A 16,524-nucleotide genomic window follows, 5' to 3' on the forward strand; every position below is an offset into this window, starting at 1 on the left:
GATTAGGACTAGGCAGAAGCAGAACGGCCGCTAGTATCCGCCCAAATTGAGTCACAGGGAGGGACCTCAAGTGGTCAACCACAAAATCTCGCGTCGTACGCTCTTGACGGGCACTGCCGCAGCTGGCGCGCTCAGCCTGACGGGATTGCCGGCGCGTGCCGAGGTGAACTGGAAGAAATACGCGGGGACCAAGCTCGAGGTGATCCTCGCCAAGGGGCCCCGCGGCGACAACCTGCAAAAATACGTGAAGGAGTTCACCGAACTCACCGGCATCCAGGTCGAAGCGGAGCAGATTCCCGAGCAGCAGCAGCGCCAAAAGGTGGTGATCGAGTTCACCTCGGGACGGCCGAGCTTCGACGTCGTCCATCTCAGCTACCATGTGCAGAAGCGGCAATTCGAGAAGGCCGGCTGGCTCGCCGACTTGACGCCCTTCATGAAGGACCCGGCGCTCACCGCGGCCGATCTCGTCGAGGGCGACTTCTCGGCAGCCGGCCTGCAATACGCCAGGAACGACAAGGGCCAGATGCTGTCGCTGCCGTGGTCGGTCGATTATTTCATCCTCTACTACAACAAGGAGCTGTTCGAGAAGAAGGGCGTCACCGTTCCCAAGACCCTCGACGAGATGGCTGCGGCGGCCGAGAAGCTCACCGATACCAAGGAAGGGATCTACGGCTTTGTCGGGCGCGGCTTACGCAACGCCAACATGGCGATGTGGAGCAACTTCTTCCTCAACTATGGCGGGGAATTCCTCGACGCCAAGGGCAACATCCTGACGGACGGTCCGGAAGCCATTGCGGCGACCAAGCTCTATCAGACGCTCCTGACGAAATCGGCACCTCCAGGCGTCGCCGGCTTCAACTGGATGGAGTCGATGGCCTCGTTCACGCAAGGCCGATCCGCGATGTGGATCGACGGCGTCGGCTGGGCGCCGCCGTTGGAAGACCCGGCCGCCTCGCGCGTCGTCGGCAAGGTCGGCTACACCGTCGTGCCCGCCGGCCCCAAGGGCCAATATTCCTCGACCTATGGCGACGGCATCGGCGTTGCCGCTGCGAGCAAGAACAAGGAAGCCGCCTATCTGCTCTGCCAATGGGTGGTCTCGAAAACCCAGGGCGCGCGGCTGCTGCAGGCCGGCGGCGGCGTGCCGTTCCGCAACTCCATCCTTGGCGATCCCGAGGTCCAGAAGGGCGTCAAGACCAAGGAATGGCTGCAATCGGTGATCGATTCCGGCAAGATCAGCAAGCTGGGCCTGCCCGTCGTTATTCCCGTCGCCGAATTCCGCGATATCGTCGGCGCCGCGGTCACTGCGACCTTGTCCGGCGCCGATCCTGCCGCCGAGCTGAAGAAGGCCAACGATCAGTACCGGCCGATCCTGGAGCGTAGCGAGAAGGCGTGAGTGCGTTGACACAATCGACTCCGGGCGCGGCACAGTCCGAAGCCGCGCCGGAGAAGGAGTTGCGGCCGCCGTCCTACTGGCCGTTCGTGGTCCCGGCGCTGGTCGTCGTGATCGCGATCATCATCTTTCCGTGGGTCTTCACGATCTGGATGAGCCTGAACGAGTGGAAGGTCGGCTCCTCGACCACCTTCGTTGGCTTGTCCAATTATCTGCGGCTGACGAGCGATCCCCGCTTCATCGAGGCCGTCGGGCACACACTGGTCTACACCATACTGTCCGTGCTGCTGCCGCTCGTGCTCGGCACGTTTGCGGCCGTAGTGTTTCACCAGAAATTCCCTGGCCGCGGCTTTCTGCGCGGCGTCTTCATCATGCCGATGATGGCGACGCCGGTGGCGATCGCGCTGGTCTGGACCATGATGTTCCACCCGCAGCTCGGCGTACTGAACTATCTGCTGTCACTGGTCGGAATCCCCGCGCAGCTCTGGGTATTCCATCCCGCGACCGTCATTCCCTCGCTGGTGCTGGTCGAGACCTGGCAATGGACGCCGCTGGTCATGCTGATCGTACTCGGCGGCCTGGCAGCGATCCCGACCGAGCCTTACGAAAGTGCACAGATCGACGGCGCCAGCATCTGGCAGGTGTTCCGCTTCATCACCCTGCCGCTGATCATGCCGTTCCTGTTCATCGCCGGCATGATCCGCATGATCGATGCCGTGAAGAGCTTCGACATCATTTTCGCGATCACGCAGGGCGGTCCGGGATCGGCGTCGGAGACGATCAACATCTATCTCTACAGCGTCGCCTTCTCCTATTACGACCTCGGCTACGGCTCGGCGATCGCGGTCGTGTTCTTCCTGCTGATCGTTCTGCTCGCGGCGGTGATGCTTTATGCACGCCAACGCATGCTGTGGACCGAGATCGCGAGCGGCACATGAGTCCAAGGCAAATCATCGGCAAGATCGGCCTGTGGTTCTCGGTGTTCCTCATCGTGTCGCCGGCGATCCTGTTCTTTCTCTGGATGCTGTCGCTGTCGCTCAAATTCGAGATCGACAACGCCGCATACCCGCCGGTGTTCTTTCCCGAGCATGTCGCCTGGAAAAACTATGCCGACGTGCTCGCCTCCAACCGCTTTCTGACCTATTTCATCAACAGCCTGATCGTCACCGGCAGTGCGACGCTGCTTGCCCTGCTCGTCGGCGTTCCCGCCGGCTACGGCATCGCACGCATGGCCGCGCATAAATCCGCGATCGTGATCCTGATCGCCCGCATCACGCCGGGCCTGTCCTATCTGATCCCGCTGTTTCTCATGTTCCAGTGGCTGGGACTGCTCGGCACGCTGGTGCCGCAGATCATCATCCACCTCGTGGTCACGGTGCCGATCGTGATCTGGATTATGATCGGCTATTTCGAGACGACGCCAATGGAGCTGGAAGAAGCAGCCCTCATCGACGGCGCCACGCGCTGGCAGGTCTTCCGCCATGTCGCGCTGCCGATCGCCAAGCCTGGCATCGCGGTCGCTTTCATTCTCGCCGTGATCTTCTCCTGGAACAACTTTGTCTTTGGCATCGTGCTGGCCGGACGCGAGACACGCACCTTGCCAGTCGCGGTCTACAACATGATCTCGTTCGACCAATTGAGCTGGGGGCCGCTCGCGGCCGCCGCGCTGATCGTCACCCTTCCGGTGCTGCTGCTCACGGTGTTCGCCCAGCGACAGATCGTCGCCGGGCTCACCGCGGGTGCCGTCAAGGGCGGGTAGCTACTCCGCCGGTGCCGCGTGCATGTCCGCGTGCGGCATGTAGGACTCGCTCGCGCCGAGCCGGCTGGCCGCGAACAAACCGGCGGCCATCACGGCATAGGCGAACGCGACCGCGGGCGTGACGCCAAAGCCGCCGCCGATGCCGACGGCTTCGCCGTGCATGAAGCCGAAGTAGGTCAGGACCGCACCAACCAGCGCAAACGCCGAGGCCTTCTCGAAGTCGCGCTCGATGATGAAGACACCGATCGCACCCAGGATCAGGCCGCCGAGGATGGAGCCGCCGCCCATCACTTCGAGTCCGTGATAGAACACGCCCTGCTGAGGCAGTGCTGCGATCGCCGCAGCCTTGACCGCGTCGGCCTTGTCGGCGGCCATTCCGCCAACGGTCGCAGCCGCGTTCATGGTCGAGCCCAGCATGGTGTCGATCTGGAGCTTGGCCCAGGCGGCCAGATGCGGCGTCAGCGCCAGCACGATCGCGGGCGCGTGCTTGACCGGCGTGGTCTGGAACGCCTGCGCGCCGATCAGCATGCCGATATAGAGCAAGATTGGCGAGATCGCGACGACAGGGACCAGCGCCAGCAGCACCGAGATGATGCCGAACCAGGCCAGCACCACCACCATGATGCCGGTCGCAGCCGAGTAACCGATGCGGCCGCCCATCGCCTTCCAGCCGGGATGGCCGATATAGACGGCGTTGATGAAGGGATTGCCCATCAGGCAGCCAATCAGGCTGACGATTCCGTCGGCGGTGAGCACGCGCGTGGTCGGATATTCGTCGCCGGCGGCCTCCGCGCTCTCGACATTGTCCATGGCCTCGACGAGATCATAGATGCCGAACGGAATGGCGGTAACCAGAATGATTCCGAGGAATTCGAAACCGGAGAAAACGTAGCCTACCGCCGGGATCGGCACCGAGAAGCCGAAATTGGCAAAGGCATCACCGACGCCTTTGACGCTCAGTCCACCGAGACCGAGGCCGAACAGGTTCGAACCCCATGCGATGACCATGCCCACCGCGATCGCGACGAGACCGGCGGGAATGCCGCGCCAATATTTCACGCCACCGAACCAGCTCACCAGAATGATGGCGAAGCAGACCAGGCCAATCTGCGGAGTCATGTACATTTCGAGCGCCGGCCGCATCGAGATGAAGGTGACGGATACGCCGGCGAGCGTACCGAGCAGCGCCGCGCGCGGTGTGATTTTTCGAATGAACGGCGCGATGAAGCCGCCGATCATCAGGATGAAGCTCTGGAAGAACACCCAGACCAGGCCCGCCGACCAGCCCTTGAGCGGATCGCCGGTCTTGATCGTGATCGGCAGCATGATCACGAAGGTGACGATGAACATGTGCGGTACGCTGACGCCTGACGGTAACGCACAGACGTCGTTGCGGCCGGTCGTCTGTGCCAGACGATAAGCGAGGAACGCGTAGTAGAAGGTGGAAAGGCACATCATCAGCCCGAGTGCGGGAAGGATGCGGCCGAACACCAGTGAGTCGGGCATCTTCAACACGAAGCGCAACAGGCCTGTGAGCACCAGCATGTTGACGAGGATGTTGGTGCCGAAGCCGAAAAACGCGTTCCAGTCGCCCGGTGTCCATAGTGCTGGCTTGAACTCGGAGGTGCCGGCCGTCCCTGTCGTGCCTGTGCTCATCGTGATGCCCCTACGCTGATGTGGAAATCTTCATCGCCTCCAGAACCGCGGCTGAGCTTGCAACCCAGCCGAAGATGCCGCCCTGGGCCTTGATCATCTTCAAGCCCATCTCGTGAAATTTGGGGAAGTAGGATGCGCAGCCGTCCGAGATGACGATGCAGCGATAGCCGCGGTCATTGGCCTCGCGCACGGTGGTGTTGACGCACACCTCGGTGGTGACGCCGCACACCAGCAGATTCTCGACGCCGTATTTCTCCAGCACGTCGGTGAGCTCGGTGGCGTAGAACGCGCCCTTGCCGGGCTTGTCGATCACGATCTCGCTGTCGAGCGGGTAGAGCTCCGGGATGATGTCGTGGCCGGCCTCGCCGCGAATGAGAATGCGGCCCATCGGACCGGGGTCACCGATGCGCAAGGATGGCGCGCCGCGCTCGATTTTCGCCGGCGGCGCGTCGGAGAGATCGGGCAGATGGCCCTCGCGCGTGTGGATCACCAGCATGCCGGTATCCCGCGCCGCCTTCAGCACCGCACCGATCGGCTTCACCGCGCGCGCGAGCTGGCTGACGTCGTTGCCGAGCGTCTCGCCGAAACCGCCGGGCTCCATGAAATCGCGCTGCATGTCGATGATCAGAAGCGCGGTGGCCGACCACTCGAGCTTGACCGGCTCCGGTTCGGCGCTGATGACACCCAGTGTCGGCTTGGTCGAGTTCAACATGACTCAAGGCCCCCACGAGAACTCCCTCTGCAGGAGTTCTGCAAGCGCCATGCCATTGTGTACAATGACGATTGGGCGCGGGCGGCCGAGAAAATTGCTGTGGTGTCAGGAAGTTAGGAAATGGACCGACGCCTGCTCATTCGCTGTGCGACGGCTTTGCGACGCGCAATTGCCTAGAGGATGAGCGGCGGCAACCCTATCCGCCGTCATTCCGCCCGGCCCCGTACAACTGCCGATACTCCTCCTCATACGGCGCGTAGGAATCCTTCAGCGTCGCCATGTTCAGCAGCATGGTCGCCACCACCGAATTCGTCTTGTCGAACACGCGCGTCTTCACCCAGGCGCTCTCGGTGCGTCGGCTGCCAGAGAGCGCGACAACCTCGCGCTCGACGTCGTACTCCTCATCCACAAAAAGCGGGCCCCTCACCAGCCTGATCTCCTGGTCGGCGAACAGGCCGACGGCCGGGCCCTTGGCCGGGAGAGGATCGTCCTTGGAGCGGTACTGGAACAGCACGCTCAGCATCTCCATCGGGATGATCGCCCTGCCCCACGGATTCGCAGAAGGATTGCCGGCGCCTGAATAATACGGCGAGGTCTCGGTGATGACGGCGAGCTTCTGCCGCAGCGAGAACGGATAGAGCTCGCCCATGGTCTGGTCGAACGCCATCCGCACCGCCTGCCGCCGGCTCGTCTGCGCCACCTTGACGTCGCGCAGGATCACGGGATCGGTCAGAGGCTTGAGTTCGCCAAGGCGCGCCTCCAGCGCGGTTGCGGCCTGCGGTTCTCCGACCGAAGCCGTGCCGCGCAGCACCTCCGTGCCGTCGCGCTTCACCATCTGGATCTGGCACTGGCTGGTGCCGGGCAACGGCTTCGACAGGATCGCCTGCACCGCCTCGCCTTCGTAACAGACGCTGCGGTAGTGCGCGGAGAGGCATCCGCTCTCGAACCAGACCTGTCCCCACAAACGCGCGCCGAGCGGAGCAAACTGGCTGAAATGGGTCGGGCCCTCGATGGTGCCGCCCTTGAAGCCGAGCTTCTGCGCGGTGGCGTCGTCGTGGATCGAGGCGTGCGCGTCGTAGGTTTGGGATTGCAGCATCTGACGCGGCTGACGCCACGGCCCGATCAGAGCGCCGTCGGTCTCCGTGATCTCGGTATCGAACACTTGTGCCGTCATGGTGTCCTCCGCAAGCAAGCCATGACTAGCAGGAGCGCCACGGATGCGGCCAGCGATATTGACTTCGCCTGTGCATGCCCTTGACTGTCACAATTCGCGTCGCGCAGCCGCTCCTCCCTCCCGCAGCGCAAACCCCAAGTCGAATAAGAGCCGACCAAGAGACGAGGACTTCCGAAATGACGCTGATGCAGGTCGAGCTGGACGACAAATACCGGCTCGAATCGAAGCGGATCTTCCTGTCCGGCACGCAGGCGCTGGTCCGGTTGCCCATGTTGCAGCGCGAACGCGATCGACTTCAGGGCCTCAACACCGGCGGCTTCATCTCGGGCTATCGGGGCTCCCCGCTCGGCATGTACGACCACGCGCTGTGGCGCGCGAAGTCATACCTCCAGCAGCACGACATTGCCTTCGTCCCCGGCCTTAATGAGGACCTAGCGGCGACCGCCGTCTGGGGCAGCCAGCAGGTCGGCCTGTTTCCCGGCGCCAAGGTCGATGGCGTGTTCGGCATCTGGTACGGCAAGGGGCCCGGCGTCGATCGCTCGGTTGACGCGCTCAAGCATGCGAATGCCGCCGGCACCTCGCTGAATGGCGGCGTACTCGCGCTTGCCGGCGACGACCATGGCTGCCAATCCTCGACACTGGCACACCAGAGCGAGCAGGTCTTCGCAGCGGCGCTGATCCCCGTGATCAACCCGGCGACGCTGCAGGATTATCTCGACCTCGGCCTTTACGGTTTTGCGCTGTCGCGCTTCTCCGGCTGCTGGGTCGGCTTCAAGGCGATCAGCGAAACCGTGGAGAGTTCGGCGTCGATCTACAGTGATCCCGAACGCATCCAGATTAAGCTCCCCGACGATTTCGAGATGCCGCCCGGCGGCCTCAACATCCGCTGGCCCGATCCGCCGCTGGACGCAGAGAGGCGCCTGTTCGGCCCGAAGATGGCGGCGGTGCAGGCCTTTGCGCGCGCCAACCAGCTCGACCGCATCGTGCTCGACTCCAGGCCGGCACGGCTCGGCATCGTCGCGACCGGTAAGGCTTATCTTGATCTGCGGCAGGCGCTGGCCGATCTGGGCATTTCCGACAAGGACGCGGAGGACCTTGGCCTGCGCATCTACAAGGTCGCGATGACCTGGCCGCTGGAAGAAAGCGGGGCCAAGCGCTTCGCCGAAGGGCTTCAGGACGTGCTGGTGGTCGAGGAGAAGCGCGGTTTCATCGAAGACCAGCTGATGCGCATCCTCTACAATATCGATGCGTCCAGGCGCCCAACCGTTACCGGGAAGCGCGACGAACGCGGCGCGCCGCTATTGCCGAGCGAGGGCGAGCTGACGCCGACCATCGTTGCATCCGCACTGGTGGCGCGGCTGCGCAAGCTCGGCCACCACAGCCCAGTGCTGGAGCAGCGCCTCGCCCGGCTCGAGGCCTTCGACACTCCTGTTCCGGCCTCCGGGCAAATCAAGCTCGCGCGCACGCCGTTCTTCTGCTCGGGTTGCCCGCACAACACCTCCACGCGCGTGCCCGAGGGAAGCCGAGCCATGGCCGGCATCGGTTGCCACGGCATGGCTCTGAGCATGCCGACGCGCCGCACCGATCTGATCTCGCATATGGGCGCCGAGGGCGTGAACTGGATAGGACAAGCGCCCTTCACGACCGAGCAGCACATTTTCCAGAATCTCGGCGACGGCACCTACACCCATTCCGGGCTGCTCGCCCTTCGCGCGGCATCGGCCGCCGGCATCAGCATCACCTACAAGATCCTCTACAACGACGCCGTCGCGATGACCGGCGGCCAGCCGGCCGAGGGCGGCTTCAACGTCGCCCAGATCGCGCATCAGGTCTGGGCCGAGGGCGTCAAGCGGCTCGCGATCGTCTCGGACGATCCGACCAAATACCCTGACACCAACTACTTCCCGCAAGGCGCGACCGTCCATCATCGCCGCGAGCTCGACGCCGTGCAGCGCGAGCTGCGCGACATCAAGGGTCTTACGGTCGTGATCTACGACCAGACCTGCGCCGCGGAAAAGCGCCGCCGCCGCAAGCGCGGGCTCTATCCGGATCCCGCCAAGCGCGCTTTCATCAACGAGCTCGTCTGCGAAGGTTGCGGCGATTGCTCGCAAGCGTCGAACTGCGTCTCGGTGCAGCCGCTGGAGACCGAGTTCGGCCGCAAGCGCCAGATCGACCAGTCGAACTGCAACAAGGACTTCTCCTGCGTCGAGGGTTTTTGCCCGAGCTTCGTCACCGTGCACGGCGGCACGCTCAAGCGGATCAAGACCTCGGCGGTGGATTCAGGCCAGTTGTTTGCCGACCTGCCGCTGCCACCCGCGCGTGAGCTGGACGCATCCTACAACATCCTCGTCACCGGCATCGGCGGCACCGGCGTCATCACCATCGGCGCGCTGCTCGGCATGGCCGCCCATGTCGACGGCCGCGGCTGCTCGGCGCTGGACTTCACCGGCCTGTCGCAGAAGAACGGCGCGGTGATGAGCCATGTGCGCATTGCCGCGAAGCCGGAAGACATCTCCGCGGTCCGGATCACGACGGGCGGCGCCGACGTCATCCTCGGCTGCGACATGATCGTCTCGGCCGGTCCCTCCGCGCTCAGTCGCGCCGAGCGCGGAACGACGAAAGCGTATATCAACGCCGACCTGCAGCCGACCGCGAGCTTCGTGCAAAACCCCGACCTCGATTTCGAGATGGGGACGATGCAGACCGTGCTGCGCGACGCCGTCGGCGACAAGAACCTCGACATCATCGATGCCACCGGCATTGCCTCGGCACTGATGGGCGATTCGATCGCGACAAATCCCTTCATGCTCGGCTTCGCCTTCCAGAAGGGCGCAATCCCGCTGTCGCTGGAAGCGCTGCTTCGCGCCATCGAGATCAACGGCGCCGCGATCGAAATGAACAAGCTCGCCTTCACCTGGGGACGCCTCGCCGCCCACGACATGTCGCGGGTGCGGAGCGTGCTGCAATTCAGGAGCCGAACCTCCGCGCCGACAAAGTCGCTCGACGACATCATCGCAACGCGCGCGGAGTTTTTGACCGGCTATCAGGACAGGGCCTACGCCGATCGCTACCTCGCCGCCGTCGCCAAGGTGCGCAAGGCGGAAGCAGCAACCTCGCCTGCTAGCACGGAGCTGACCGAGGCTGTCGCGAAAAACCTGTTCAAGCTGATGTCCTATAAGGACGAATACGAAGTCGCGCGGCTTTACACCGATGGCAGCTTCTCCAAGAAAGTCTCGGAGAAATTCGACGGCGACTTCAAGCTGAAGTTCTATCTGGCCCCGCCGATCTTCGCGCAGCGCGACAAGACGACGGGACACCTCCAGAAGAAGGAATTCGGCGGCTGGATGATTCACGCCTTCCGCCTCCTCGCCGGGCTGAAGTTCCTGCGTGGCGGCGCGTTCGACCCGTTCGGCCGCACCGAGGAGCGCCGCACCGAGCGGAAGCTGGTCGCGGATTATTTCGACATGATCGATCAGCGCATCGCCGGGCTGAAAGCGGAGCAGATCCCGCTGCTGACGAGGCTCGCGCGGCTGCCGGAGACGATCCGCGGCTTCGGGCATGTCAAGGAAGCCAACATCAAACTGGCGGCGGCGGAGAAGGCGCGGCTGGAAGCAGAACTGGAGAACAGCCGCTTTGCTGCGGCTGCGGAGTAGCGGAAGACTGGCGCTACATTCTCGGTGTCATCGCCCGCAAAGGCGGGCGATCCAGTACTCCGAGGCGGTTGTGATTAGTCCGATGGGCTGCGGCGTACTGGATGCCCCGCCTGCCGCCTACGCTAAAGCTTCGGCGCGCCCAGACTTCGACCTCGGCGAAGCCTTGGCGTAGCCGGGTCGCGGGCATGACAGCGGTGGAAATGGCTAGACCAACGCTGTGGCCGCACTCGCCCCGGCCACACTCCCCTCCGCCAGATGCCTTCCTGCGATGTACCCGAACGTCAGTGCCGGTCCCAACGCGATCCCCGGCCCGGGACAATTGCCGTTCATGATCGAGCCCATGTCGTTGCCGCAGGCGTAGAGGCCCGCAACCGGCGTGCCGTCCTCGCGCAATACGCGCGCCTGGGCATCCACCTTCATGCCGATCGCCGTGCCGAGATCGGCCGGATAAATCCGCATCGCAAAGAACGGCGCGTAGAGGATGGGCGCGACGCAAGGGTTCGGCTTGTGGCTGATATCACCAAGGTGTCGCTGAGAGATGGTGCTGCCGCGACCGAACTCGGGATCGCGGCCGTCCTTCGCATCGGAATTGTAGTTTGCGATCGTCGCCGCGAGTATCGACGGCTTGATGCCGATCTTCGCTGCGACCTGCGCGATATCAGCGGCCTCGACCAACTCGCCGCTCGCCACATAGCGTCTGATATTGCGGGTGAACGGCTTGATGCGGCCTAGGCCGTAACTCCACAGGAACGGACGGTCGCAGATCAGATAGAACGGCCGGTCCGATTCGCCGTCACCGTCACGCAGCATCGCGAGCACGAACTCGTGGTAGGACAGCGCCTCGTTGGCGAAGCGCCGGCCGGCCGCATTGACCGCGATCACGCCGGGCTTGGCGCGGTCGGTCGCTGTATGCGGGAAAACACCACGGCTTCCATCGGCACGCCGGAACAGCGAGGCCGGCACCCAATAGGCCGGGCTCGTCGCATCCGTATTGAGCGCTGCGCCGGTTACAGTCGCGAGGCGGAGCCCGTCACCCGTGGCGGACGGGTGGGTCGCCGAGATGAATCCGGCAGCGGGTGGGAAGAAGCGCTTGCGCAAGGTTGCGTCGTGCGAAAAGCCGCCGGTCGCCAGCACCACACCGCGCCGCGCGGCGATCAGGCGATCGCGCGAGCCATGACGGATAATTACCCCGCCGACCCGTTCGCCCTGCGTGGACAGGCCTTCGACGTCCGCACTGAAGAGGATCTCGACCTGCCGGGCCAGCAGCGAGGCATACAGCCGTGCGGCGAGTGCGTTGCCAAGCTGCAGCGTCGTGCCGCGCGGGCCGAGCAGCCGCTGCCACGCATGCTCCGAAACCAGCCGCGCCGCGCGAAGAGTCGAGCGCAGCGATTTTCCGGCCCGGTGCAAATGCGGGATGTCGAGGCGGTTGACCATCATCCCGCCGAACAGCGTGAACTCCGGCACCGGCGCGCGCAGCCGCGCGAATGCGGCCCCCAGCCGCGTGCCGTCGAAGACGACCGGCTCGAGCACGCGCCCGCCCGGCGTCGCGCCCAATCGCTCCGGATAATAGTCCGGACACGCTTCCACCGGCTGGAGCCGCACTTGCGTGTTGGCTTCGAGATAGGTGACCGCCTCCGGTCCGCGCGCGAGGAAAGCGGCGCGGAGGCCCGCATTGGCGGGCTCCGGCACTGTGCTCGACAAATATTGCACGGCGTCCGTTACGCTATCGGAGAGCCCCGCCTCTTCCATCTTGGCATTGGCGGGAATCCAGACCGTGCCATCGGACCACGCGGTGGTGCCGCCGACGAAAGCGGTCTTCTCGATCACCAACACGCGCAGGCCTTCGGCGGCGGCGACGGCCGCGGCCGTCATGCCACCGGCACCGGCGCCGACGACGATGACATCGTAGGTCTCATGCGCCGGCATCATGCGGCGGGGTTCCCGAAGCGAGGCATGACACCGTCATACCCCGCTTAGGCGCCCACACGCTAGCGGGCCGGCTTGCGCTCGACCGGGTCGATATTGATCGCCCGCAGACGGCCGAGCCGCAGGACGTCCATGGCGAGCCGCCGGCCGATCCGGTCGCGGTCGAGCACACGGATCAGATCGTCGACGCCGTTGATCTCGACGCCGTCGAGGCCAATCACGACATCGCCGGACAACAGGCCCGCCTTCGCCGCCGGCCCGTCCGGCTCGATCTGCGCCAGCAGCGCGCCCATCTTGTTTTCGACACCGGCCAGCACCGCATGCCGCCGCGGAATCGGCGCGGTCTGGCCGGCCACACCGATATAGGCGCGGCGGACATAGCCGTGGCGGATGATCTCCGATAGCACGAATTGCGCGGTGTTGCTGGCGACCGCGAAGCAGATGCCTTGCGCGCCGTTAATGATGGCGGTGTTGATGCCGATCACCTCGGCATTCGACGATACCAGCGGGCCACCGGAATTGCCGGGGTTGAGCGCAGCGTCGGTCTGGATCACGTCCTCAATGGTGCGGCCACTGACCGAGCGGATCGAACGCCCGAGCGCCGAGACCACGCCGGCGGTGACGGTCGATTCAAAGCCGAGCGGATTGCCGATCGCGATCACGAGCTGGCCCCGCCGCAAGGTCTTGGAGTTGCCGAGCGCCGCATAGGGCAAGTTCCTCACGCCATTGGCGCGAAGCAGCGCAAGATCAGTGTCGGGATCGACGCCGAGCACCCGGGCGTCGCCGACATGGCCCTCGACGTCGCGCAGCCGGATCTCCTTTGACGAGCCGACCACGTGGCTATTGGTGAGCACGAGCCCATCCGGCGAGATCACGATGCCGGAGCCGAGCCCGCCGCGCTCGCGGCCGTTCGGCACTTTTGGTCCGGTCTCGACGCGCACGACGGCCGGACCGACACGGTCGGTCACGTCGATCACGGCATTGGAATAGGCGTCCAGCAGGGCCCGGTCGTTGCCCGGGACAGCCGCTGTCGCTCGCGATGACGATCCGTCATCGGCGATATCTGAGGTAAAATCCAACATGGCAACAGTCCTTGGGGCTCACACAGATGGTGGCCTGCTCCGTGAGGCGCAAGGGACCCGTCCAAGGCGCAAGGCTGGACTGCCCAGGTGGCTAGGGCGCCCGTCGCAGCGTGCCGGCCCTTGCCTTGACCGGGTCGAGCAGCGACCAGTCGCCATCCGGCAGCACATGGCCCTTGGGAAAAGGTGCGCGCGGCTCGATCCCGAGCGAGCCCAGCACACGGTCGTCGCGGTAGTAGCATTGCAGCACCACACGGACGAGCGTCGCGGCAGCCGGGCCGCCATGCCTGCGAAACTCCTGCGCCACCGCATCGCGCCTGGCAGCATCGAGCTCGGCCAACGGTTGGCCAGCAAGCCGCGCCAGATGGTCGAGCGCCGCCACCACCAGTTTGCTGTCCCGTCCCAACGTCGCCAGCATGTCAGCCTGGATCGCGGGATCGTCGGCGCCGGGCACCTTGTACTCTTCGCTGGCGGGAACGATCATCGCGGCGATGGCTCGGAGGTCGTCGCGCTGGGCGCGTGTCAGTTGGTTGTCTGCGGACATGATGGCCTCAGTCGAAGAGATTGGCGAGGCGCTGCTTCATCTGGTCGGCGATGTAGAGCGCGAGGGCCTGGATGGTGGACGTTGGGTTCACGCCTCCTGAGGTGACGAAGATGCTGCCGTCAACGATGAAGAGGTTCTTCACATCGTGCGAGCGGCCCCATTCGTTGACGACGGAGCGTTCGGGGTCGGTGCCCATGCGTGCCGAGCCGAGCAGGTGCCAGCCGCCCCACGGGATCGGCGAGTTGACGCAGATGTCGCTCGCCCCCGCGGTTTCGAGAATCTCCCGCCCGCGCGCCAGCGCATGCTCCATCATCTTCCGGCTGTTCTCGCTGATCGTGTAGTCGATCTTCGGCGCGGGAATGCCGTGGCTGTCCTTCAAGACCGGATCGAGCGTGACCTGGTTATGCTCCTCCGGCAGGTCCTCGCAGATCGCGGAAAACCCGATCCGGTGGCCGTTGAGCTTGCGGAAGACGCGGTGATGATCGGCGCCCCACGGCAGAATGCCCTTCTGCTCGCTGACGACAGCCTCGAACACCGGCCCCGCGCCGCGCACGAACTGAACGCCATAGCCGCGCACGAAGCCGCGCGACAGGTCCGTGTCATACCATTCCTTGCTCCACAGGCAGGTCGGCGGCGCGCGGTTGCTATCGGTCGGCTCCTTCACATAGCCGTAGATCTGCGCATAGGGATGGAACATCAGGTTCTTGCCGACGAGGCCGGACGAATTGGCAAGCCCGTTCGGAAAGCGGTTCGATGCCGAATTCAGCAGCAGCCGCGGCGTGCCGACTCCGTTGCAGGCGACGATAACGACATGCGCCGGCTGAAACTGCTCGACGCCGTGCTTGTCGTAATAGACCACGCCGGTGGCCATGCCGCTCTCGTCGGTGGTAATCTCGCGCACACGGCAGTGCGTACGCAGCTCGACACCGGCCCGGACCGCATGCGGCCAATAGGTGATGTCGGTCGAGGATTTGGCGCCTTGCGCGCAGGCCGGCGTGCAATGGCCGAGATTGATGCAGCGCGCGCGGCCCTCGTAGTCCATGGTCGCGACCGTCGTATCCGACGGCCACCAGTGCCAGCCAAGCTTGTTCATGGTCTTGCCGATGATCGCTCCCGACAATCCCATCGGCTGCGGCGGCATCGGCGGATGCGTCAGCGGCGAGAGCGGGTCGCCCGACAGGCCGGACGTGCCCATCATCCGGTCGTTCTCTTCGAAGAACGGGGTCAGCGCCTCGTAATCGATCGGCCAGTCTTCGGCGACGCCGTCGAGCGTCCTCACCTTGAAATCGGAGGGATGCAACCGCGGCCAGTGCGCGGTGTACATCACCGTCGAGCCACCGACCGCATTGTAGTTGACGACCTTGATCGGCGAATTGTCGTCGTTGATCGGATAGTCCTCGGGCCGGCCGCGGACGTTGGGGCTTGACGACCACTCGCCGTAGAATTTGGCCTCCCAGTCCCGGCCCGTGCTGGGATATTCCGCCGGGTTCATCCAGCCGCCCTGCTCCAGGCAGAGAATATGCATCTTGGTCTCGGCCAGCGACCACGCCACCGCCGCGCCTGAAGCGCCGGCGCCGATGATCAGGACGTCCACGGGGTCATTCATCGCAAATTTTTCCTCCCTTCGCCGCTTCCCGGGCGATTCGGCCTCCGCTCCGCGAGGCCGGCGAACGATAGGATCAGAGCTGCGGCCGAGTAAAGCCGCGGGGCCGGAATGTCGCACTTCGCGGGGCGCAGACCATTGGTATCGCCACATCCGGATGCTAGGAACAAGGCGCACGAGCCATCGATAGCGAGACCTTATGGCCTTCCGAAAATCCTTTGCCAACGCCCGCGCTTTTGCGTTCGTTTGCTTTCTCGCCCTGTCCGGATTTCTGGGCACCTCCGGCCCCGCCTCGGCGCTGACCGCCGCCGCGACGGTCCGCGACGGCAACGCCATCCAGCTCGGCGACGTCACCTACCGCCTCGACGGCGTCGACGCACCCGAGCTGGACCAGGTCTGCATCGACGACCACGCCGATCCCTGGACCTGCGGCATCGAGGCCCGCGACCAGCTCGCCAAGCTGATTGGCAAGCGATCGGTGCGTTGCGACGATGTCGGACCGGAAAAGAGTTTTGGCAAGCGGCACCGCGCGATCTGCACGGCCGAAGGCGACAAGACCAGCTTGAACGAGCAGCTCGTCAAGCTGGGCTATGCCATCGCCCGCGAGCCGGTCAAGGCGAACGTCAAGTCGGCCGCGGCCGATGCGAAATCAACCTCGGCCGGAATTTGGAAGGGCTGCTTTGTTGCACCGCAAGAATTCCGCACCGGCAAGAAGGACGGCGCGCTCCTGGGCGCCGCCTGCCGCGCCGACCGCGACAAGGAGATTCGCGCGGTGTTGTTTCCCGAGGATCTGACGATGCCGCCGAGCTGTGGCATCAAGGGCAAGCTTGCGGTGCGCGCGCGCGTGACCGGCAATATCGGCATCTACCATTTACGGGGCTGCCCGAGCTACCCCGCGACCACCAAGCCGGACCGCTGGTTCTGCTCGGAGGACGACGCCCAGGCTGCGGGCTTCCGCAAGGCCTACAATTGCCGGCGGCCAAAATAGCGAAGCTCATCACGCAGCCGTGAGCGGCAGCCGGAGACAG

Annotated in this window: 12 protein-coding genes; 5 read left to right on the top strand and 7 right to left on the bottom strand. The window is 64.7% G+C overall.

Translation table 11 applies throughout. The features are described from left to right. Positions 1–70 precede the first annotated feature (70 nt). The 3 genes from BcanWU425_RS28600 to BcanWU425_RS28610 are packed head-to-tail and all read left to right on the top strand — an operon-like array spanning position 71 to position 3,149. Positions 71–1,393 (top strand): ABC transporter substrate-binding protein, encoded by a 1,323-nt coding sequence (locus BcanWU425_RS28600; protein ID WP_204510553.1) that lies wholly within the window; start codon positions 71–73, stop codon positions 1,391–1,393. Continuing rightward, entirely contained in the window at positions 1,390–2,328 is a 939-nt protein-coding gene (locus BcanWU425_RS28605; RefSeq protein ID WP_204510552.1) for a carbohydrate ABC transporter permease, read from the top strand. Before BcanWU425_RS28600 ends, BcanWU425_RS28605 begins: the two co-directional genes overlap by 4 nt. Continuing rightward, positions 2,325–3,149 (top strand): carbohydrate ABC transporter permease, encoded by an 825-nt coding sequence (locus BcanWU425_RS28610; RefSeq protein ID WP_204510551.1) that lies wholly within the window; start codon positions 2,325–2,327, stop codon positions 3,147–3,149. The genes BcanWU425_RS28605 and BcanWU425_RS28610 overlap by 4 nt, the downstream gene beginning before the upstream one ends. Here BcanWU425_RS28610 and BcanWU425_RS28615 read toward each other — a convergent pair whose 3' ends face one another. From BcanWU425_RS28615 to BcanWU425_RS28625, 3 genes are all read right to left on the bottom strand, one after another. Continuing rightward, positions 3,150–4,805 carry a regulator gene (locus BcanWU425_RS28615; protein ID WP_085362231.1) on the bottom strand — a complete coding sequence of 552 codons (1,656 nt, stop codon included), beginning with the start codon at positions 4,803–4,805 and terminating at the stop codon, positions 3,150–3,152. It lies immediately after the preceding gene. 10 nt (positions 4,806–4,815) lie between these two features. Further along, a complete protein-coding gene (locus tag BcanWU425_RS28620; protein ID WP_204510550.1) occupies positions 4,816–5,517 on the bottom strand; it encodes a cysteine hydrolase family protein in 702 nt (233 codons plus the stop codon). A 196-nt stretch (positions 5,518–5,713) separates the two neighbouring features. Then, on the bottom strand, positions 5,714–6,691 hold the full coding sequence (locus BcanWU425_RS28625) for a hypothetical protein (RefSeq protein ID WP_204510549.1): 978 nt from the start codon (positions 6,689–6,691) through the stop codon (positions 5,714–5,716). A gap of 176 nt (positions 6,692–6,867) precedes the next feature. Here BcanWU425_RS28625 and BcanWU425_RS28630 point away from each other — a divergent pair, with 176 nt between their 5' ends. Further along, the gene (locus tag BcanWU425_RS28630) at positions 6,868–10,344 is read left to right on the top strand and encodes an indolepyruvate ferredoxin oxidoreductase family protein (RefSeq protein WP_085352076.1); all 3,477 of its coding nucleotides are present in this window, start codon (positions 6,868–6,870) and stop codon (positions 10,342–10,344) included. A 204-nt stretch (positions 10,345–10,548) separates the two neighbouring features. On the opposite strand, the gene BcanWU425_RS28635 is transcribed toward BcanWU425_RS28630, so the two are convergent. The 4 genes from BcanWU425_RS28635 to BcanWU425_RS28650 form a co-directional block, all read right to left on the bottom strand. Beyond that, complete coding sequence (locus tag BcanWU425_RS28635; protein ID WP_231188746.1) at positions 10,549–12,273, bottom strand: FAD-dependent oxidoreductase; 1,725 nt, start codon at positions 12,271–12,273, stop codon at positions 10,549–10,551. 59 nt (positions 12,274–12,332) lie between these two features. Then, positions 12,333–13,352, bottom strand: a complete 1,020-nt coding sequence (locus tag BcanWU425_RS28640; protein ID WP_204510547.1) for a S1C family serine protease — start codon at positions 13,350–13,352, stop codon at positions 12,333–12,335. A gap of 91 nt (positions 13,353–13,443) precedes the next feature. Beyond that, positions 13,444–13,893 carry a hypothetical protein gene (locus tag BcanWU425_RS28645; RefSeq protein ID WP_018457169.1) on the bottom strand — a complete coding sequence of 150 codons (450 nt, stop codon included), beginning with the start codon at positions 13,891–13,893 and terminating at the stop codon, positions 13,444–13,446. A gap of 7 nt (positions 13,894–13,900) precedes the next feature. Further along, positions 13,901–15,499, bottom strand: coding sequence for a GMC family oxidoreductase (locus BcanWU425_RS28650; protein WP_204510546.1), 1,599 nt, complete (start codon positions 15,497–15,499; stop codon positions 13,901–13,903). Positions 15,500–15,695: 196 nt separating this feature from the next. On the opposite strand from BcanWU425_RS28650, the gene BcanWU425_RS28655 reads away from it, so the two are divergent. Then, positions 15,696–16,484: a thermonuclease family protein gene (locus BcanWU425_RS28655; RefSeq protein WP_204510545.1), complete on the top strand. Its 789-nt coding sequence runs from the start codon at positions 15,696–15,698 to the stop codon at positions 16,482–16,484. Positions 16,485–16,524: the final 40 nt, after the last annotated feature.

This window comes from Bradyrhizobium sp. WU425, assembly GCF_021052305.1.
Lineage (GTDB): Bacteria > Pseudomonadota > Alphaproteobacteria > Rhizobiales > Xanthobacteraceae > Bradyrhizobium > Bradyrhizobium canariense_D.